The sequence below is a fragment of the Natronomonas aquatica genome (assembly GCF_024449025.1).
In the GTDB taxonomy this organism is placed as follows: domain Archaea; phylum Halobacteriota; class Halobacteria; order Halobacteriales; family Haloarculaceae; genus Natronomonas; species Natronomonas aquatica.
This window is the reverse complement of the sequence record NZ_JAHLKM010000018.1, coordinates 12,534-32,088: the sequence shown is the minus strand read 5'-3', so window position 1 is coordinate 32,088 and position 19,555 is coordinate 12,534. Positions and strand designations below refer to the sequence as shown.

Sequence of the window (19,555 nt, the reverse complement as noted above, 5' to 3'; positions counted from 1 at the left end):
AGCTAAAACGAGGGGGCTTCGTCGGGGAGCGGAGGCCAGGTAGGTGCGACGGTTTCTTCGATCAATTCGGTCTGTGCGCGGCGGAGTCGCTCGGAGACCGACGAAGCAGAGATCCCCAGTTCTGCGGCGACCCGTTCGAGAGAGGCTTGGCGTGGAATGTCGAAATATCCGAGTTCGTACGCTATCCGGAGGGCCTCACGTTGCCGGTCCGTGAGGCCGTCACCGGGAGGTTCGGATTCCTCGTCGTGGGTGAGCCGTAGCAATTGAAACCCAGCGTTCTGTTGCCAAAACGAGGAGAACTTGCCGAACGTGTCCCGGCTGGCGAACCATCCCGTTTGTTGCCACCCGCCCGGGACGACCTCAATCCGCTCGATGATCGCATCAGCGGTGGCCAAGGCCTCGAGCCCCGCAAGGTTATCGAGATGATCCCCGAGTTGCTGTTCAAAACTGAGTGCTGCCTGCACTTGGTATCGGTGAGTATCTCCAGCCTGCCCGATTAGCGTCCACTCACCCACATCGAACGCTTCGGTCAAGGCTGTCTCGATAACTGCCTGGGAACCGCCGTGAACAGTGACCAGAAACGGTGGGCGATCACCGTGGTTGTACTGAATCTCGAGTAACAACGTCGCTTCGGGGACAGCTGTCGCCACATCCGTGAGCGGAAGGGCTTCACAATCGATCTGAAACTCAGCCACCAGCCCCATGGCGATACATTTCTGCTGATCCTATTGGAACTATCGACTGTTCATGTTCAGCCACTACAGCAGGACTTCGTGTCCAAACAGAGAAGCTATTATATTACTCCGACCCCGCCGCCCACCAGTCGGATTCCGACCACTGTGAGAAGGCCCAAAACGGCGAGTCTGCGCAAGCGTTCGCTGGCGGTGGCTCGGAGACGTTTCCCTACAGCGACACCGAGGACGGCCGGGAGCGCTGCGACGACGGACGCTAACAGAACAGCGGGACTCGGATAAAGCCCAAGCAGACCGGCGACCACGACTCGGATTCCGTTGAGCCCCAAGAATACGAGGGCAACGACCCCGACGAACAGCCCGTGTGAGAGGTCGAAGCTCCGAAGGTACGCGATGAGCTGGATACCGACGTTCGTTCCACCGAAGAGGAGTCCGGAGATACCACCGATACCGAGCATCCCGGCTCGCGTACGACTGAACGTGCCCATCCTCCCTGCCGACAGCTCCGGGAGCGGAATCTGTCGCTGGGCTGTCGCGACGAACCCGAGAGTCAGTATCCCGAGCCCGACACGCAGGGGGCTGCTCGGGATACTACTGAGGACGGCCATGCCGACGACTGTTCCGACCAGAGCCGCACCGATGAGCGGACCGAACCGTCGGCTACAGGTTCGGAGCTCTTTCCCGGAGAGATCACGGACCAACGAGAGATTGACCGCGAGAATCGGGACGATCATGAAAACGACTGCCGTCGCCGGGTCGATCATCGTCGCAAGGACCATCGTTCCGACGACGGCGAATCCGAAGCCGGCGAGCCCGTTCGTCGCTCCGGCGATTACAATAACGAGCGTCACCGCCGCGATTGTCGTCCCCCCGATAGCTGAAATCATCGGTCAACGCTCCTCGAGTGCTCGTACAGAACGGGAAGTGCTGCGTAACTGATGGCGTTTCGAACGAGTGCCTCGGTCGTCGTGTATTCGTCTGTCCCGTGGGCTGTCTGCGTACCGAAGCCGAACTCGACCGTTGGGATCCCCTCGTGTCGAAGGACTTTGGCGTCGCCGCCTCCGGTCGCGCTCCGTCGGTAGATCTGCTCGTCGACGACGTGTTCGGCTGCTTTCGCGCTCGCTTCGACGATGGAACTCCCGAGCGGTTCGTACGAACCACGGGTCCACGAGATATCGATAATCTCGATGCCGTCCATCCCAGTCAAGCAGTCCCGTATCCCGCTGAGTGCCTCCCTGGTATCGACACCGGCAGTCAATCGGATGTCGACTCTCGCACATGCCGAAGCCGGTACCGTGTTTATCGCCTTTCCACCCTCGAGGATACCGAGATTGATCGTCGGGTATCGATACAGGCTTTGGGTGGCCTCGGCTCCGGCCTCCGGCTCGTAGAAGTCGACGGACTCCTCGATGATCCCGTCCATCGATGCATCGATCGAGAGTTCCCGTTGTCCGAATTCGCTTCGCAACTGCCCGATCGCATCGGTCAAACGATCGATCGCGTTCTCTCCGATCATCGGCCGTGAGCCGTGGGCAGCACTCCCTGAGGCCTCGAGCGTGAGCCAGATGTTCCCGCGATCGGCGACCGAAACGGAATATCGTCCGTTACGGGAGGTAGTTTCACCGACAACGCAGGCGTCAGGGTCGAAATCGGTCGTTTCTAACAGCGTCGTGAGGCCGGCATCACCGCCCGTCTCCTCGTCGCTCACGAACGCGAACTGGAGTGTCACTGGCGGTTCCGTCCCGCTCCGAGCGTAGGCGAGTGCGACCTGGGCCATCGCGGCGACGGCTCCTTTCATATCGGTCGTCCCGCGTCCGTAGATGCGTTCTCCGCTTCGCTCTCCTAGCGGATCGTGCGACCAATCGCGCTCCTCGAACGGAACGGTATCGAGGTGGCCGTTGAAACATAGCGTGTGGTCGGCCTGTCCGGGAAGCGTGGCGATGAGATTGGGCTTCTCCGGATCGACTTCGAAGCGCTCGACGGACAGCGCCGATTCGTCGAGCGTGGTTTCGAGCCACTCGACGATATCCACCGTTCGTCCGGGGGGGTTCTGGGTGTCATATCCGACCAGCTCCTCGGTGAACTCGAACAGTTCCGTACGGTTCGCCGAGAGGGACTCGGCGACGGCCGTGGGTAAATCGGATGTATCCATAGTTGAAGGGTGACGGTAGCTAGTTCTGTTCTCGAACCCACTCTTCGAGGGTGAACTCGTCGTAGGACGTACGATCGACCACGGTCCAGTCATCGGGATCCCAGTGCGGAAAGTACGTGTCCCCGTCGTACTCGCCCGGAATCCGGCTGAGTACCATTCGGTCGATCACGGGCTGGAACAGTTTATAGATACCCGCCCCACCGATGACGTAGGCGTGGTCGCTCCCGAGCGATCCGACTGTCGCGACCGCATCGTCGATACCCAACGCGTGGTGTGCCGTCTCGACGTCGAACGCCGATTCCGACCGGCTCAGCACGATCTGTGCGGTTCCCGGGAGGTCCTCGCGCATCGAATCGAACGTCCGCCGTCCGAGGATCACAGGCGAATACGCGATCCGATCTCTGTACTGTCGTTTGTCGGCCGGGATACTCCGCCACGGCAGTTCCCCATCCCGACCGATCACGCCGTTCTCTGCCTCCGCAGCGATCGAAATCAGTTCCATTAGATTTGGTTACCGTTCGTGGCCGACACCGGCATACTTGACGCCGGTCAGGTCGGCGATGTCTTTTTTCCAGGCCGTCAGATCTCGGCGTTCGAATCCCGAGAGGCTGTCGTGACCGCAGGCCGGGGCCATTACCTTCATCAACTTGACGGTCGCCTCGAAATAGTTTTGGAGGCCGTCGGCGGCAGAGTCGATGACTAGCCGGCTTCTGAGATCCTCCCGTTGGGTCGCGATCCCGACCGGACAGTTGTTCGAGTCACACGCACGCATGCCGAGACAGCCGATCGCCTGCATCGCGGCGTTGGCCACCGCGACGCCGTCGGCGCCCAGCGCCATCGCTTTGATGAAATCCGATTCCGTCCGAAGCCCACCCGTCGCGATAAGCGTCACGTCCGACCGGTCGCGTGCGTCCAGGTGGCAACGTGCCCGGGCGAGAGCGGCCATCGTCGGGACCGAGATGTTGTTCTTGAACACGTCCGGTGCCGCCCCGGTGCCACCGCCGCGCCCATCGAGGATGAGATAGTCCGCGCCGGCCTCGAGCGCGAAGTCGATGTCCTCCTCGACGTGCTGGGCGGAGAGTTTGAACCCGATCGGGATACCACCGCCGACGTCGCGTACCCGATCGGCCAGTTCGGCGAAGTCCGTGGGTGTCTCTAACTCGGGGAACCGCGAGGGACTCACCGCGTCCGTCCCGGGTTCGAGGTCGCGAACCTCGGCGATCCGCCCCTCTACTTTCTCCCCGGGAAGGTGGCCGCCGGTGCCCGTCTTCGCCCCCTGTCCGGCCTTGAAATGGAACGCCTGGACCCGTTCGACGAGGTCGATATCCCAGCCGAACTTCCCCGTCGCGTACTCGTAAAAGTATCTGGAGTTCGCTTCCTGTTCTTCGGGTAACATGCCGCCTTCGCCGGAACAGATGCCCGTCCCCGCCCGCTCGGCCCCCGTCGAGATCGCGACCTTCGCTTCCTCACTGAGCGCGCCGAAGCTCATGTCGCTCACGAAGATCGGGATGTCGAGTCGCAGCGGGTTCTCCGCGTTCGGCCCGATCACCAGTTCCGTATCGACGGTTGTCTCGTCATCGAGGGGCGTTCGGGCGAGTTGGGCCGTCAGGATCTGCAAGTCCTCCCAGGACGGCAGCTCCGTGCGCGGGACACCCATCGCGGAAACCTCGCCGTGTTCCCCGATCCCGTCGGGGCCCCGCTGGGCTAGCGTCTGGATGTAGTGGGAGTACGGTTCCTTCTCGTGATCGGGCTCACCATAGAACTCCGGGTCGACGGCACCGCCATCGATGTCGTCAGTGGCTCCCTGCATCGCCCCGTCGCCCCCATCACCGGGCGCAGGGTCGTCGTAGGGTTGGGGGTTGTCTTCGGCCCAACGGGCGACTCCGGCAGCGTCGACGTAGACGGCGTCTTCGTCCTCGTCGACCCATGAACGGAATTTCTCTAACACTTCCGAATTGTCGTACTCGCTGATGCCGGTATCAACGCGATAGTCCCAGCCGTGGACACCACAAATGAGATCGTCACCTTCGACGCGGCCGTCCCCGAGGAGCACACCGCGATGGAGACATCGACCATAGAGGACAGACACCTCGTCGTCGTATCGGATGACAACGAGATCAACGCCCTCGACGCGTGCGTGGTTCGGCTCCCGGTCCGGGAGGTCGCTCCAGGTAGCGATTCGTTCGGGGCTGTCGGCCTCGGATCGGCTCATCGAAGCCACCGCCGGATCGGCCGAGTCGGAATCCGGTCGTCGGGATCCCGCGTTTCCGTTCGATACTGTCGTTTGTTGGATGTTCCGTCGTTCATGATTGAGTGGGCCGGCGAGCGAGCGGGACGTGTCGCTTCGACTTCGGGAGAACCAATCCGCGGTACCGATAGAACGTCTGGGTGGACGTGCAATCTGTTTTCACGTCCGATGTGCCTATATTTACCATGGAATCGAAGCGAATCTCATGGCAAGCGAATATCCGGATCGCAAGTCAATCGCGGAGATAGAATCGACGATTGGATCGATCAAAAAGATGCTCATGGTCAGCGCGATATTTGCCGCCGTGGGGTATCTGCTGGTCGGTGCAGCGATATTCTTCGAGCTGACGAGTTTCCATCCGCTCTTGGAGAACTACTTTACGCAGTTCCCCGACACGAGCCTCGCCGGTGGAAGTGGCGGCACCCGGGGCGCGGCGGTCAACTCGGCGCTCGCCGAGATCCACAAGTGGCCCTCAACGCTGCTTTGGCTCAAACTCGGCGGCGTCGGCCACATCCCCCTGGGAATCTTCATTTCGCTGGCCGCGATCGTTCGCGCGTTGAGCATCATGCCCCACCGCCTGAGCTACGAGATGGAACGCGCCCAGGAGTAACGAGAGGGACACAGTGCGACCCAGCTACCCTTCGATACACGAACCGTACTAATGGATATGAACGAAATCGGCGGCGCCACACTCGTGGCCGGATTCCTGACCGTTCTCCTCGTGCTCTACCGGGATCCGGTGTATGGGTTGGACGCCGCGACCGACGGGGTCGCGTCAGTCGTTTATTTCGCCGTGCTCCCGGTTACCGGTCTCCTCGCCGGCGTATACGCCTACACTGACGGCCCCTACAGCGTCGTTCCGCTGTTTTTCCTCGGAAGCTATCTCGGGGTGTTCGGCCTCGCACTGACGCTCGGGAGCGTCCTGGGCCCGAACCCGATCGGGCTTTTCGTGGGAGTCGGAATCGTCCTCCTGTCGCTCTCGCTGGTGGCGCTGGTAGCGAGCGTCCTGCGGTCGACTGCATCCGTGCGACTGGACTTCCTCGAGTCTCCCTCACGCTGAGAAAAATATGAACGATAGGCCGACCCGACGACGACCAGTCACTCCCCACAAGCGTCGAGAGCAGCATTCGAGTGGTGCAGCGTGACTTGCTGTACCGTTCGGTACACAGTGGACGGGTCGGAGCGAAGCTGTCAGTCACGACAATCCGATCGTTCATACTGTCAGCTATAGCTATCTCCAGCTGCACGTGCTCCGCGCGATATCCATACGCAGGTATAACCGCCGGTATCAGATCGGGTCCGAGTCAGTGAGTATCTCGACGAGTGCGGGGCCGTCGACGTCGATAGCGGTTTCGAGCGCCTCGTCGAGTTCCTCCGGGTCGTCGACGAAGACGCCGTATCCACCACAGTTGTCCGCGAACCGAGCGAATTCCGGGTTCACGAGGTCGGTCTGCCAGACGTCCCACCCGCCAGTGCGCTGCTCTTTGCTGATCTTCCCGAGTTCGTCGTCGTTGAGAAGGACGTGCGTGATGTCCATGTCGTACTTGATGGCGGTCGTAAACTCGCTCATGTACTGGCCGAAGCCGCCGTCGCTGGAGACCGAGACTACTTTTCGACCGACAAAGGGCGACTCAGGCTCCTGTGTCGCCGCCCACGCGCCCAGCGCCGCGGGGAACGCAAAGCCGATCGAGCCGAGATACCCAGACATGAGCACTGACTGGTGTTCCGGCTCGAAGTAGCGGCCGAACGCGTAGGTGTTGTTCCCGACGTCGACGGGGATGATGGCGTCGTCAGGGACGAGTCGGGTCATCGCGTCGAAGGCGGTGGCGTAGTTGACGCCACGTTCCGGTGTCTCATCCCGTCGGGTGGCCTTCTCGTCACGCCAGATTTCCCAGCGATCGGCGATTTCATCGCGCTGGCTCTCCGCTTCGAAGCCGTCGAGTCGCTCGTGGAGTTCGTCGACGGTGACGCCGATTTCGCCCCACACCGGAACGTCGATGCTGTGGAACTTGCCGAGGGTCATCGCGTCGTAGTCGACGTGGATCGTTGGCTTGTACTCGGCAATCCCCGTGTGATTCGAGAAGCTCGCGCCGAAGACGGCCAGCAGGTCCGCTTCGTTCATGAAATGGCTCGCGATCGGGGTCCCACTTCGACCGAGAACCCCGCCCGCAAGTGGGTGGGAGTCGGGGATCTGCCCTTTGGCTTTGAACGTTGTCAGCACCGGACAGTCGAGCCGTTCGGCGAGTTCGATGATGCCGTCCATCTCGAACCGGGCTCCGTGGCCGACGACGATCACCGGCCGTTCGGCAGTTTCTAGCAGATCTACCGCATCGTGGAGTGCGTCTTCAGGTGGGGAAATATCGCGGGGAGTGATCCGTCCCTCCGGATCGCCGGGATCGACGTCCTCGGCGGACTGGGTCTGAATCTCGTCGGGGAAGACCAGATGGGAGACGCCTCGTTCCAGTATCGCCGTCTTTGCCGCTCGCGTCGCGAGTTCGGCGTGGTCGCTGTCGGGCAACACCGTCGCCTCGAACTCGGCGACGTCGCCGTAGGCCGCCTCGAGATCGACTTCCTGGAAGTTTCCCGTGCCAAGGACTTGCGATTCGACCTGCCCCGTGAGCGCGATAGTCGGCGAGCCGTCGACGTTCGCGTCCCACAGCCCTGTGAGCATGTTCGTCGCACCGGGACCGGCGATGGAGAAACAGGCCGCCGGCCGACCGGTGAGCTTTCCGTAGGCAGAGGCGGCGAATGCGCCAGCACCCTCGTGCCGAACGCCGTAGTACGAGAGATTACCCTGGTCGGCCTCGCGGCGGAGCGCGTCGGCGAGGCCGAGATTCGAGTGTCCCACGATCCCCCAGACTTGCCGGACACCCCAGTTGACCAACGTCTCGGCGATAACGTCGGATACCGTCCGTTCGTGGGGCTCCTCCTCGGGAAAGCCGACGTAGATGCCATCGTCGCGTTCTTCGACCGGAAACGTCTGGACACAGTCATCGTGCGGACCGGGCGTCTCGCCCGTCAGTGGGTCGAAATCCCAGCCGTGCCATGGACATCGGAGGTAACCTGTCTCAATCGATCCCTCGCCGAGGGGACCGCCCTGATGCGGACAGTTGTTATCGAGGGCAGCATACTCTCCGTCGTGATGCGTTACAACCACGGTCGTGTCGCCACAGCTGACGGCCTTGACCCGGCCCTCTGGTAGTTCATCGGGAGAAAGTGCCTTGTACCACGTCATATCGCCATGTGGGGTGTTCGGGGACGAGCTATCAGCCATATATTTGTAGACCTTCGAGAACAGGCTTAATGACACTGTGGGCGTTCGCTTGTGGTCCACCCCAGCACAGTGGTTATATAATGGGTTACCGGGCGAGGTCCCTTTTCGATCGTACGGTCTCGGGAGACTTGTGTCTCGAAACGACTCACCCCCTTCGGAATCGTTGACATCGATTTCCTCCGTGCGTCCCTATGATCTCCGCGCAGATCGGTATAAAATCCGCTCAGAGCCTCGCCGGATCGATCTGTCGACCGACCAACACGAGGCTCCCGAGCAACAGCACGACGGCAATCGGCAACAGGAACTGAAACGCCGTCACGATGATGCCCGACGCTTGGATCCCAAGAACGATGAGGACGACGGGTCCACAGCAGGCGGTTCCCGACAGCACTGCCGGAATGCTCGCGAGGAATCCGGACGACGAGGACCCGATCCCGCAGGCGGCGGGCTGGCGCCACGCGAGATACGTAAGACCAAGATTCATACCGACCAAGCCGGCGAGACCGAGACCCAAAACGGTGTTAAGCGAAAACAGGTAGGTCACCGGGCCAACCGACACGCGGGCGACTGGAGTAAACGAGAACGGACCGAGTTCCGGTTTGAAGAACTTCCCGAGCGCTCCGGAGACGACAGTCACGTCGAACCCGCCGAGCCCCGGTGCGATGTGCCCGAGGGCGTATAGATAGATCAAGAGATACCCGACTGCCGTTCCGACGACGACCAGTGTCGCATCCGGGTGGCGGAATACCTCTGTTGCGGCTGCGATCGTTCGGGAGACAGCCGCTCCGAGCCGCCCGGGGGGAACGCTTTCACGCATAGACATCGGTGTCCGGGTAGTACCCGTGCCAGGCGAACCACATCGCATCGAACGTGTGGACCCCCGCGAGCGGTAGGGCATTCGGTTCGTACGAGGAATCTCCCATTTGCACTGTACTGCCGTCGGTCGTGGCTGTCCGTTCGTCGGGATTCAGGTAGACGTACCCGGTATTCAGGCGTCGGTCGGCGACCGCGACGACCGGTGTCCCGCTCAGTTCCCCCGTCATGATCCGTTCTTCAAGCAGCGTGGATTTGTCGAAAGCGACGGCCCCGTCGGCAGTCCGGGCACCCATGAAGACGCGTTTCCGGCCGAACCGGTCGTCTTCCTCGAGCGGTTCGAATAGCATGTTCTCGTTGGCATAATACCCCCCGCGCGGATTGTACGAGCCATAGGGATCGCTGCCGTAGTTTTTTGCGAAACCTGTCTCCGTCGAGAGGACCTGCGTGTCGGGATACAACTCCCGCCAGCGCTCCCACGTCGTCCACACGAGTCTAAATTCCCGTAACGAGCTGGTCCCGGGGTCCGAGTTCCACGACCCGGGTATCGATGTGGCGAGGATCTGTGGCCACCAGGCCTTTGTCGCCCGATCGTACATCACGAGGTTGTTGTTGATCAGTCGACCGGAGACCCCGAACGTCGTTTCCCCGCGCTCGAACCCCTGGACGGTCCCAGTCAGCGGACAGTACGTCACTGCGACGGAGCGGTCACTGAGGCGGTCGTTGACGATTTCGTGTCGAACGAGAATCTTCTGTGGGTATGCCTTGATCGCGCCGTTTAGCGCGACGCCGAACACGGGATCACCGGAGTCGAGGAAATCGGCGTTGTCGGGACCGACGAACGAAGGTTCGTCGATGGACGGGATCCCGTCTTTGGGTGGCCCCCCCGAGACCGCGAGTGATTCGAGTTCACCGGGTTCCATCGGCAGTGGTAGAGTCGCCTCGGCAGTCGGAACGGCTTCGTCGTTTACCGACGCCGATTCGGTAGTACTCGACTCCGCCGTCGTAGCCGGCTCTCCCTCCGATCCACGGTCTAAGACTGAGGTACAGCCTGCGAATGCACTGAGACCGGCTACTGCGACGAAACGGCGTCGAGTGGATCTCATCACCGGATCGTACGGGCGACGTAGAATTAACGATTGATCGATCGTGTGTCTCGATCACACACACCGATCGGGTACTTATTCTTGTGCTTTCGCCAGTGTGCGTCTCTCTTCAACGCCCCCATCGTGGTTTACTAGGAACCTCGCGTCCGATAGAACTGAACCTATGGCATCACTTATAGTAGTCGGTAGAAGTCAGTGCAGATCCACTCGCGAGTGTCCGGCCAGCGTGGCTGTCGCTGGCCATCCGGCTGTGAGTGGTGTGTAAACAGTTCTACTGACTACTATATTGCCGGTCTCGCTGGCGGCGTGGTCGCGACGATCGTTATGACCGTCGTAATGATGGTGATGGGGGATGGCGGGCTGCCGCCGACGGCGGCACTCGTCGCGAAGCTCGGCGGCGGCCAGCCAGGGGACTACACGATGCCGGGGATGGCGTTGCACCTCGTCTACGGCGTCATCGCCGGGATAGTGTTCGCGGTCGGGGTCCCGCTGGTCGGGCTTAGTCTCGGTTCTCTCGGCGTCGCTATCGGCATCGGGCTCGTTTACGGTATCGTCCTCATGATCGGGGGGATGATGTTCTGGATGCGTACGATCATGGAGATGGAGCCCGACCGTGATACGATGATGATGTTCGGAACCGTCCACGTCATCTACGGCGTCGTTCTCGGGGCTTTCCTCGGCGCTGGCATCATCGCATAGCCGAGTGCCGAATCGTATACGAAGTGAGTCCCCGACAGCACGGTCTGACGAGTGACTGTCTCGTTCAAACACCCGGAGCGATCGAACCGGTCGAGCCGATTACTCATCCTTCGCCGGGGACCGATCCAGGAGACGAGCGCTCTCGCCGTCGAGGGCAAGCGTCATCCCCGCCACGGCGAGGTCGGCGGAAACGAGGGCCTGATCGACTGACGGTCGTCGTTCGTCGTCCGGCAGCGATCGCTGACCGCACTCGGCACAGACGACCGACGAGACGATCCACTCGTCCGTATTCGGCGGTCGTTCGGTGATGACGAAGAGACGGTTCCCCGGCTCGTATTCCTGTTCGCAGCTCGGACACGGCCGTCCGAAGCCGCCCCCGATATCGTATCCGTCGAGGGCCGTCCACAGACGAGCCGGAATCGCCTTCTCCTGGACCATACCACGGGTTCTCGAGGGTAGCGTGAAAACGCACCGCGCCCGTGTAGTGCGATCGAACACGCATCCATAATGCGATCGAACACACGTTCGGGCGGACTCGCGTGGCCGATCTAGATTTGCCGTCGGGTCACACATCCGACACACAGTTTTATGCGCTGGCTGGTTCGCTTCTTCCAGCACGATGTCCGCCGAAGCGTTCGAACTCACCGGGCCGGGACTGACACCGGAGGACCCCCTCGACCTCGACGATCCTCACTTCGAACCGAACACCGTCGCCGTCGTCACGGCTGCCGAACGCAGGATCTCCGAACGTGAGGCCCTCGAGGACGTGATATTGGGCCAGGCCCGAACCAAGGAGATGATGACGCCCGCCGAGGTCGCGAACCCCTTCGTGTTCAGCTTCTCAAGACACGGGAAACACCTCAAAGGCGGCGATCTGCTGTGGGACGGCGGGTACACCACAACGTATGAGTAAGCACACGAAAACCAAGATCGCGATCGCGTGTCAGGGCGGTGGGAGCCACACGGCGTTCACCGCGGGCGTCCTGAAGGGACTGCTCGAGGAGTGGAACGACGAATACGAACTGGTCGGGATCAGCGGCACGTCGGGTGGTGCGTTCAACGCGGCGTTGGCGTGGTACGGGCTCGTGACTGCCGACGAGAACACGGCCATCGAACTCCTCGAGGGGTTCTGGAACGATCTCAAAGCGGACGGTATCGGCGATCAGTTCACCAACAACTGGGTGGTCGGACTCTCCCGCATCGAGAGCAGTGGTTTCCCGATCCCGCAGGTCAGTCCGTACCAGATCCCGGGTGCAGAATCCGGCAAAGAACGGATCAAAGCGGCGCTCGAACGGCACATCGATTTCGACGAGATCCCGGAGCTCTGTACGCGGGAGGTCCCTGAACTCGTGATCGGAACAGTAAATATCAACGCCGGTGTGTTCGAGACGTTTACCAACAAGGACGTGACGCCGCAAGCGGTGTTGGCGTCCGCTGCGGTCCCGAACCTGTTCGAGGCGGTCGAGATCGACGGCCACTACCACTGGGATGGGCTCTTCAGCCAGAACCCGCCGATCGACGATCTGATGACTGTCGACGCCGCCCGCAAACCCGACGAACTCTGGGTGATCCAAATCAACCCCCAGGAACGCCAAGAGGAGCCGACGACAGCCGAAGAGATCGCCGACCGCCGCAACGAACTCTCCGGCAACATCTCGTTAAACCAAGAACTGCGGGTCATCGAACGCGTCAACGATTGGATCGACGAAGGACACCTCCCCGAAAGCGATTTTTCGAAGACGGCGGTCCGTCGGATTCCGATGGGACGGACGTATCACTGTTCGACGAAGGTCGACCGAAGTCCCGGGTTCATCGAGGAGCTGATCGAACTGGGGGAGAAACGAGCCGCGGAGTTTCGATCCGAATCACAATAAATTGTTTCACAGAGTGACAGCGCGTATTCACAGCCCGAATTCCGGGGTATCGTGCCTGTCACGGATGTAAATTATCGTCGTCGACGACGTGTCGAACGGCGAACTCGCCTGCGTGCCACCGTTCAACACGACGTGAGATTCCGTCTCGACCGCCGCCTACGTGATCGAGGACAAACGGTAGCCGACCGTACGGGGACGTTTATCTCTCAACTCGAAGACCGCTACTCCTCCGAGAACGACTCCCAGAACACGTCCGGCAGCTCCCGGTCGGGGTTCTCTTCGAGGTAATCCCGCTTCGTCAGGTTCGCGTCCTCGATGAGCGCGGCGGCCTCCCCGGCCCAGACGTAGAAGCCGATCAGGGTTTCGCGCCGCATCCGTTCGAGATCGACCGAGTGATACACGTTGACGACGCCGCCCTCCTCGAGGTTTAGCTCGGATCGCTGTAACAGGCCGAGTTCGACGAGTTTGTTGAGATACCGGGTGATCGTGCTCCGGTCGTATCCCAGCGAGTCGGCGACCTCCGACGCCGAGAGAGGACCTTCACTGATGACGCACAGACAGATGTCCAGGCCGGCTTTCGGAAGCCCGAACGCCTGCAGCAGCACCTGTTTGACGTCCGGTGGCTTGACCTGCATTTCGATATCTGTGACGCGTTCCATCGGTTCGTCGTGACACGACATCGGCGGGTCATCGCGCCCGAGCGCGAGGACCACGTTGTCGCAATCGGGGCACTCGAAGAGGTCATACCGGCTGGACGCCGGGTCGTACTCGACTTCCGCCGAGCTCTCCCCGTGCTGGTCGGCTTCTTTCTCAGACATCGGGATTCGATACCACCATACAAACCATCAGTAGTGCGGTGTCCGAATAAGTACTGGTCATCTCACCGCTCCGTATCGGTCGTCGGTCGGTCCACGATGACTACTTCGTCGGCTCCGAGTTCGAGGATCTCTTCGCCCGTGATCGTCACTCTCACGCGCCCGCTTGCGTGAATCCGGGCGAGTTCGCAGTCTGCGAGCCTCTGAAGGTGGGCTTCGACAGTCCGTTCGTCGGTGTCGAGACCTGCAGCGAGCGCTTCGACGGTCATCGTTTCCCGGCTGTCGGCGTCGGTCTCTGTGGCGAGTCGTTCGAGGACGACCCGTCTCGATATCGGCATGGTTGTGGTGTTGCTGTATTACATCGATGGACGATCGGTCCCGGGAACGGTTTTGCTTCGCCGCGGGTCGTCACCTCCGCGAAGCGTTCATCAACTCGTCTATGACCGCCGTTTCGACGGTGACGGGATACCCCTGTCGGAGCTTTTCGGCTCCCCCCGGTGATCGCAGGGAATCGGCGGATGGGGTCGCCATTAGGTCACATCCCGTCAACGTCGTCTGTATCGTCTATTATCGATTCGGCGAGTATGCAATACGATTACAGCCGCTCTATCGGGTTTATCTCGCCGACATCGGCGGAGCCCTCCGACGACGAGCACCACCACGGGGATATCCGTCCCTAGTGAACTCGGAACAGTATGTGTCCGGATCCGTTCTTCTGTGACGGCTGCGACATGGACGTCTCACACGACGGGATCGAGACGGTTCCCGACGTTCCGCGCGTCAGTCTGGATCGGTTCGAATCTTCGGAGCAGTCGGCCGACGTGTACAGAAGTGGCGACTGCGGGATACTCATCGGAGTGATCCCGAGTAGGCCACCGGACCGAAACCCCGTGACGACAGGAGTTTCCCGGCTCGCTGTTTGCGACGCGGTTCACGCCCCTGTCCGGAGCGCATCGAGTTCCGCGAGCAACGCGTCTATCTCCGGCCTGTCGAACGTCGAGGAGCCCCGATGAACGTACGCGATCTCCGGTTCCGGCCCCCGCCTGTCGACGACAACTACCTCGGGCATCCGGCCGAAGAAATCGGAGAACCGACCGAGGATCCCGAACCGGACGGGCTGGTCGTAGGCCTCGCCCGCTTCCGCGTTCGGATCCGCCAACAGCGGATAGGGGAGGTCGTATCGCTCCTGCCAGGCTTCGACGCGTTCGACCGGTTCCGGGACGATAGAGACGACTTCTGCGTCGTGCTCGTGGAACTCGTCGATGCGGTCGGCGAGTTCCTGTACCTGCTTCCGGCAGTTCGTACAGTAGTGATCGCGCTGAAAGAAAAGGATGACGAAGACAACGTCCTCGGACAGCTCCGAGAGTGAGAACGGGTTCGGTCCGGTGGCCACGTTCGGCAGCGAGAAGTCCGGTACTTGTTGGGCCATGGGGACCCGTAGTCGCTCCGCGGTGAAAACGGCTCGGGCGCTACTCGGCGAACTTTCCGGGCGCTTTCGACCAGTCCCACGACCGGTAGCGGAGCTTCGGCGCAGCGCCGTCCGGAATCACGTCGTAGCGGCGCAGAAACGCACGGATGTCCGAGCGGCTGCCGAAGTCGCCACGGAACCACAGGAATACGCGGGGCACGCGGACAGTCCCCGCGTCGTGGGTGGCGGTCCTATCGAGATAGTGACGGGTGGCGAGATCCAGTTGTTCGTCTATTCGATCGGGCTCGTAGGCCCGGATCGCCGGACAGCTCTCGGCACCGCAGTTCAGCGCGAAGTGTATCCGCGGATCACATCTCTCGAGCCGGTAGCGCCGTTCGAACTCCGTGACGTATATTTTCGGCAGATAGCCCAGTCCGTACTTCGATCGGCCGCCGCGCAACAGCCCGTTCTCGATCCGATCCAGCGAGAGCGAGGTTCCGCCGACCGTGATCGCGGGCGCACGGAAGAACCGCAGGAATCTGAGCGGGTTCTCGTAGAGCCCCGGGCGATCCTCAAGGAGGAACTGGGTCCCCGCATTGTAGCAGTTGAGCCAGAACGAAAGCGCGGTCGACCGGTCCGCTCGCACTGGACGGAGGTCGTCGTCGGTCGCTTCGGCGAGTGCGGTCCTGTATCGGTCGGTTCCCTCGCCTTGCTTGCACGCGACGAGCAGGTTCTGAGCCAGCGCCGCTGGATCGGTGTCGGGAACCGCCACCGAGGATCGGGCCTGTCCCGTCGGAACTGTCATACTCCTTTTCGGTTCCGGGTATCAAAAACGATTGTGCGGCCTAGCAGCTGCGATACCAGAGCCTCGCTGCACTCGTTGCGGCGGCGCACATCCCCGGCACGCTTATGACACTTTGTTCCTCCCACCGCGTATGGACGACGGCGACGCCCTCACGGCCACGACGAGCCTCTGTCCGGACTGTCTCGAGGAAGTCCCCGGCCGCTACGAGCAACAGGAGGATGGCGTGTTCCTCACACGCGAGTGCCCGACACACGGCACCACGAGCCGAAAGATCTGGGGCTCGATTGACCACTGGGAGTGGGCCGCCGACTTCGGCCCGGATCCGGAACACGACGGCGGCGATCTGACTGTCGACGACGACCACGCCTGTCTGGCCGTCGTCGAGGTCACGACCGACTGTAACCTCTCGTGTTCGTACTGTTTTGCCAGTTCCGCCCCCGGTGGCGAACACCGCTCAACGGCGGAGATCGAGACGCTGTTGGATACCGTTGCGGACGCCGGCGGGCGGCCGATCCAGTTCTCCGGCGGCGAGCCCACGGTGCGAAACGACCTGCCGGAACTTGTCGAGCGGGCTCGCGATCGCGGTATCGACCACGTCGAGGTGAACACGAACGGGATCCGGCTGGCGACCGACCCGGGCTATGTAGATGTCCTCGCCGACGCCGGTGTCACTGCGATCTACCTGCAGTTCGATGGCCTGACGAGCGAGAGCTACGAGCGGATCCGCGAGATCGATCTGCTCGAAGAGAAACTCGCGGCCATCGAAGCCTGTCGGGCGGCGGCCCTGCCAGTCGTCCTCGTTCCGACCGTGGTGCCGGGCGTCAACGACCACGAGATGGGCGATATCGTCCGGTTCGCGCTCGAAAACAGGGACATCGTCCGGTCGGTCAACTTCCAGCCGGTGGCTCACTTCGGCCGGTACGAACGAAACGACGGCCGGTTCGCCATCGACGACGCGACGCGATCGCTGGCCGAGCAGATCGACACGCTCGAGCCGCGCGACATGCTGCCGGCCCCCTGCTGTTCGGCCTACTGTCAGATCGGAACCGCGTTCGTCCCCCGCGACGCCGACCCGGGCGGGGACACCGAGTGTGGAGCCGCCCGAGACGATGACTCTGACTGCGGCTGTGGCGATCCGAGCCGGGAGACCGACACGTCCACGAGCCCGGACGTCGATTCGTTCGTCCCGCTCACACAGTACGTCGACGACCGGCTCTGGGGGATACTCTCGGGGATGGTCGACGAGGGCGACTACATGGAGCTTCTGGCCGGCACCGCCGCCGGCGAAGAGTGGGCTTGCAAGACCGCCGGCTGCTGTGGTATCGACGTACCCGGCAGTGTCGAGGGGCTGTTCGATGAGATCGTCCCCGTGTCGTTCACGGGGTTCATGGACGCCGACGCGGCCGACGTGAACCGGTTGAGCAACTGCTGTCTCTCGGTACCGACGGCGGACGGTGAGTTGGTTCCGTTCTGCGGCTACAACATGACGACCGAGGACGGTGAGTACGCGCTCCGGAACCGAAAGGGCTGGGGCGGCCGGAGCACGGTCGATGAACCGCCTGTCGAAGGCGAATCGACGACCGGCTACCGGAACGACGGGACGATACCCGACGGTGGGCACGGGCCGGACGATCGAACAGAGGAGCGATGAACGGGCTGCTCGACGCTGCGTTGGCGAACCCGTGGGGTACCCTCGATACTGTCCTCGAGGGGCCGCTTCACCCGGGCGGGACCGAGGCGACGGAACGGCTGCTCGACCGGGCAGACGTCGTCCCTGGGGCACGTCTCCTCGACGTCGGCTGCGGCGCCGGAGACGCGCTGCAGGTGGCCAGAGAGCGCGGTGCCGACGCCGTGGGTATCGATCCGTCCCCGGCGGCTGATCGGGCGGTACGGGGGGACGCGACGGCGCTTCCGGTACGGGACGGAAGCGTCGACGTCCTCCTCGCCGAGTGTGTACTGTGTCTCACCGACCTCCCGGTCGCGCTCGGGGAGGCAAACCGGGTAATGAACGACGGTGGTCGGCTCGCGCTCTCGGACGTCGTCGTCGAGGGCGAACACCCTCCGCTCCCGGATCGGATGGCCGAGGCGCTCTGTCTCGACGGCGCGCGGAGCCGCGATCGGTTACGGGCGGCGCTCGCCGAGGCCGGCTTTGAGGTGCGATCGATCGAGGATCACCACGACGATCTCCTCGCGATGCGCGATCGGGTGAACGAACGGATCGATTACGAGGGATTGCTCGGACTGATTGGAAAGCGCGGACGGCGCGTCATGACGGCGATCGAGGGACTCGAAGCCGCCCTCGAGGCCGGGGACGTGAGTTACGTCTCGATAGTCGCGAGTGCGGACGGCGGAACGTAGACGGCCGATCGGATGTCGGTCAACATTTCTGCCGGTACGAGGCGAAACCACGACGAGTTTCCGTCGATCCGTTTCGACTCATCCCCTCGGTTCGAGTGAAGGCGACGAGTTCGGTGAGTGCTTCGACCATGGGATGGTGTAGAGGGCTGTCCTGTCGCTATTCCGATCGTGATTCTTCGGCCGTAACAGCGCCGACCGCGGTCTCTTTCCACTGTTCGATAGCCTCTTTCAGGACGGCTTCTCGGAGGGAATCCGGGATGGGGTAGTATTCATAAAAGAAGCCACCCGTCTCCGGAATGCGTCTGTGTCGGAAGACGAGCCCCGCCCTGTGGAGTTCACTCAGCCAGCGGTTGACGTTGCTCCGGTCTCGATCGAACCGGTCGGCCAACTGTTCGGTCGTCTGGCCGGATTCTTCCAGCAGGGCGGCGTACGTCGCGACCGTCTGTGTCCGGAGTCCGAAGACAGTCTCGAGGACGTCCCGGTAGGCCGGTTCGTCGATCCCGAGTTGCTCGATCCACTCGCTTTCGGTCCGGTTCGGATAAAAGAGCTTCTCGGTACTCATCGGGCGAGACAGAACCGAATCAGCACCCTGCTGGCTACTCATCGTCCCCCCTCCGACGTCGGGGCGCCTGAGCGACGACACGAGGCGACGACGGGATGGCTCCGATCGGGCGCATCGGGCGAACGCTCGAGATTGACTCGCCCCCACTCGACCATCGATCCGAGGACGGGCTCCAGTGCCCGGCCGCCGTCGGTGAGGCTATATCGAACCCGAACCGGTTTCTCTTCGACGATAGAGCGCTCCACGACGCCCCACTCTTCGAGCGCGGTGAGACTCTCGGAAAGCATCTTGCTCGAGATCCCGTCGATCCTGGATTTCAGGCCGCTGAATCCGAGCGATCCTTCGGTAAGCAACTGGTGGACGACAATCGGGTGCCACTTGTGGCTGACGAGAGCCGACACGTCGATCAAAACCGCCTGGGTGTCAGTGTACGTGCTGTCCATCCGTGCGGGATCGATCCCTTCGGTGCTCATCGCTACCTGTGAGCTATACGGGATATAGCATGGTCATCTATGGCAAATACTTCGAACGGGGATACCTAGACACGTAGGTACACACTCGGCGGCCGATCCCGAACCCGGAGACTAGCGATCGGACGACGAAGCGACCGGGGGGCAAGATACACAATCGATCACACTGCAGGCGTGCGATCGAATGACCGTACCCGTGGTTGTTGTTATAATCGGCGGACTGGCCGGCTGGATGCCCCTTCCATGACGTTGCTTCGATGACCCCCGAAACAGCCCAAC

At 62.1% G+C, this 19,555-nt stretch carries 22 protein-coding genes and 1 pseudogene; 7 read left to right on the top strand and 16 right to left on the bottom strand.

Features of this window, described 5'->3' with window-relative positions; genetic code table 11:
• Nucleotides 1-2: 2 nt before the first annotated feature.
• From KM295_RS12155 to KM295_RS12135, 5 genes are all read right to left on the bottom strand, one after another.
• On the bottom strand, nucleotides 3-704 hold the full coding sequence (locus KM295_RS12155; RefSeq protein WP_256030224.1) for a helix-turn-helix domain-containing protein: 702 nt from the start codon (nucleotides 702-704) through the stop codon (nucleotides 3-5).
• A gap of 89 nt (nucleotides 705-793) precedes the next feature.
• Nucleotides 794-1,579 (bottom strand): sulfite exporter TauE/SafE family protein, encoded by a 786-nt coding sequence (locus KM295_RS12150; RefSeq protein WP_256030223.1) that lies wholly within the window; start codon nucleotides 1,577-1,579, stop codon nucleotides 794-796.
• Nucleotides 1,576-2,844: a M20 family metallopeptidase gene (locus KM295_RS12145; protein ID WP_256030222.1), complete on the bottom strand. Its 1,269-nt coding sequence runs from the start codon at nucleotides 2,842-2,844 to the stop codon at nucleotides 1,576-1,578. Before KM295_RS12145 ends, KM295_RS12150 begins: the two co-directional genes overlap by 4 nt.
• Nucleotides 2,845-2,863: 19 nt before the next feature.
• Nucleotides 2,864-3,346: a dihydrofolate reductase gene (locus tag KM295_RS12140; protein WP_256030221.1), complete on the bottom strand. Its 483-nt coding sequence runs from the start codon at nucleotides 3,344-3,346 to the stop codon at nucleotides 2,864-2,866.
• Nucleotides 3,347-3,355: 9 nt separating this feature from the next.
• Nucleotides 3,356-5,056 carry a glutamate synthase-related protein gene (locus KM295_RS12135; protein ID WP_256030220.1) on the bottom strand — a complete coding sequence of 567 codons (1,701 nt, stop codon included), beginning with the start codon at nucleotides 5,054-5,056 and terminating at the stop codon, nucleotides 3,356-3,358.
• A 241-nt stretch (nucleotides 5,057-5,297) separates the two neighbouring features.
• Here KM295_RS12135 and KM295_RS12130 point away from each other — a divergent pair, with 241 nt between their 5' ends.
• A complete protein-coding gene (locus tag KM295_RS12130) occupies nucleotides 5,298-5,702 on the top strand; it encodes a hypothetical protein (protein WP_256030219.1) in 405 nt (134 codons plus the stop codon).
• Between the two features lie 51 nt (nucleotides 5,703-5,753).
• Entirely contained in the window at nucleotides 5,754-6,152 is a 399-nt protein-coding gene (locus tag KM295_RS12125) for a hypothetical protein (protein WP_256030218.1), read from the top strand.
• Nucleotides 6,153-6,380: 228 nt separating this feature from the next.
• On the opposite strand, the gene KM295_RS12120 is transcribed toward KM295_RS12125, so the two are convergent.
• The 3 genes from KM295_RS12120 to KM295_RS12110 all read right to left on the bottom strand — a co-directional run bounded on the left by KM295_RS12120 (nucleotide 6,381) and on the right by KM295_RS12110 (nucleotide 10,102).
• A complete protein-coding gene (locus KM295_RS12120; RefSeq protein WP_256030217.1) occupies nucleotides 6,381-8,366 on the bottom strand; it encodes a thiamine pyrophosphate-binding protein in 1,986 nt (661 codons plus the stop codon).
• A 223-nt stretch (nucleotides 8,367-8,589) separates the two neighbouring features.
• The gene (locus KM295_RS12115) at nucleotides 8,590-9,183 is read right to left on the bottom strand and encodes a hypothetical protein (RefSeq protein ID WP_256030216.1); all 594 of its coding nucleotides are present in this window, start codon (nucleotides 9,181-9,183) and stop codon (nucleotides 8,590-8,592) included.
• Nucleotides 9,176-10,102 (bottom strand): DUF3179 domain-containing protein, encoded by a 927-nt coding sequence (locus tag KM295_RS12110; RefSeq protein WP_256030215.1) that lies wholly within the window; start codon nucleotides 10,100-10,102, stop codon nucleotides 9,176-9,178. The genes KM295_RS12115 and KM295_RS12110 overlap by 8 nt, the downstream gene beginning before the upstream one ends.
• A 507-nt stretch (nucleotides 10,103-10,609) precedes the next feature.
• On the opposite strand from KM295_RS12110, the gene KM295_RS12105 reads away from it, so the two are divergent.
• Nucleotides 10,610-10,984: a hypothetical protein gene (locus KM295_RS12105; RefSeq protein WP_256030214.1), complete on the top strand. Its 375-nt coding sequence runs from the start codon at nucleotides 10,610-10,612 to the stop codon at nucleotides 10,982-10,984.
• A gap of 99 nt (nucleotides 10,985-11,083) precedes the next feature.
• Here the strand turns inward: KM295_RS12105 and KM295_RS12100 are convergent, their stop codons facing one another.
• The gene (locus tag KM295_RS12100; protein ID WP_256030213.1) at nucleotides 11,084-11,422 is read right to left on the bottom strand and encodes a hypothetical protein; all 339 of its coding nucleotides are present in this window, start codon (nucleotides 11,420-11,422) and stop codon (nucleotides 11,084-11,086) included.
• Nucleotides 11,423-11,705: 283 nt separating this feature from the next.
• On the opposite strand from KM295_RS12100, the pseudogene KM295_RS12095 reads away from it, so the two are divergent.
• A pseudogene (locus tag KM295_RS12095) lies at nucleotides 11,706-11,897 on the top strand (D-beta-hydroxybutyrate dehydrogenase); the annotation flags it as partial.
• Nucleotides 11,890-12,858, top strand: coding sequence for a patatin-like phospholipase family protein (locus tag KM295_RS12090; RefSeq protein ID WP_256030212.1), 969 nt, complete (start codon nucleotides 11,890-11,892; stop codon nucleotides 12,856-12,858). The pseudogene KM295_RS12095 and the gene KM295_RS12090, both read left to right, overlap by 8 nt.
• A 221-nt stretch (nucleotides 12,859-13,079) precedes the next feature.
• Here KM295_RS12090 and KM295_RS12085 read toward each other — a convergent pair whose 3' ends face one another.
• The 5 genes from KM295_RS12085 to KM295_RS12065 all read right to left on the bottom strand — a co-directional run bounded on the left by KM295_RS12085 (nucleotide 13,080) and on the right by KM295_RS12065 (nucleotide 15,886).
• Complete coding sequence (locus tag KM295_RS12085; RefSeq protein ID WP_256030211.1) at nucleotides 13,080-13,676, bottom strand: helix-turn-helix domain-containing protein; 597 nt, start codon at nucleotides 13,674-13,676, stop codon at nucleotides 13,080-13,082.
• A 62-nt stretch (nucleotides 13,677-13,738) separates the two neighbouring features.
• Nucleotides 13,739-14,011, bottom strand: a complete 273-nt coding sequence (locus tag KM295_RS12080; RefSeq protein WP_256030210.1) for a hypothetical protein — start codon at nucleotides 14,009-14,011, stop codon at nucleotides 13,739-13,741.
• A 70-nt stretch (nucleotides 14,012-14,081) separates the two neighbouring features.
• On the bottom strand, nucleotides 14,082-14,204 hold the full coding sequence (locus tag KM295_RS12075) for a hypothetical protein (protein WP_256030209.1): 123 nt from the start codon (nucleotides 14,202-14,204) through the stop codon (nucleotides 14,082-14,084).
• A gap of 400 nt (nucleotides 14,205-14,604) precedes the next feature.
• Nucleotides 14,605-15,102, bottom strand: coding sequence for a peroxiredoxin family protein (locus KM295_RS12070; RefSeq protein ID WP_256030208.1), 498 nt, complete (start codon nucleotides 15,100-15,102; stop codon nucleotides 14,605-14,607).
• Between the two features lie 40 nt (nucleotides 15,103-15,142).
• On the bottom strand, nucleotides 15,143-15,886 hold the full coding sequence (locus KM295_RS12065) for a DUF547 domain-containing protein (RefSeq protein WP_256030207.1): 744 nt from the start codon (nucleotides 15,884-15,886) through the stop codon (nucleotides 15,143-15,145).
• Between the two features lie 130 nt (nucleotides 15,887-16,016).
• Between KM295_RS12065 and KM295_RS12060 the strand changes: the two genes are divergently transcribed.
• Nucleotides 16,017-17,537: a radical SAM protein gene (locus KM295_RS12060; RefSeq protein ID WP_256030206.1), complete on the top strand. Its 1,521-nt coding sequence runs from the start codon at nucleotides 16,017-16,019 to the stop codon at nucleotides 17,535-17,537.
• Complete coding sequence (locus tag KM295_RS12055; RefSeq protein ID WP_256030205.1) at nucleotides 17,534-18,244, top strand: class I SAM-dependent methyltransferase; 711 nt, start codon at nucleotides 17,534-17,536, stop codon at nucleotides 18,242-18,244. Before KM295_RS12060 ends, KM295_RS12055 begins: the two co-directional genes overlap by 4 nt.
• Before the next feature lie 157 nt (nucleotides 18,245-18,401).
• On the opposite strand, the gene KM295_RS12050 is transcribed toward KM295_RS12055, so the two are convergent.
• Nucleotides 18,402-18,848 carry a helix-turn-helix domain-containing protein gene (locus tag KM295_RS12050; RefSeq protein WP_256030204.1) on the bottom strand — a complete coding sequence of 149 codons (447 nt, stop codon included), beginning with the start codon at nucleotides 18,846-18,848 and terminating at the stop codon, nucleotides 18,402-18,404.
• On the bottom strand, nucleotides 18,845-19,279 hold the full coding sequence (locus KM295_RS12045; protein WP_256030203.1) for a winged helix-turn-helix transcriptional regulator: 435 nt from the start codon (nucleotides 19,277-19,279) through the stop codon (nucleotides 18,845-18,847). The genes KM295_RS12050 and KM295_RS12045 overlap by 4 nt, the downstream gene beginning before the upstream one ends.
• Nucleotides 19,280-19,555 lie beyond the last annotated feature (276 nt).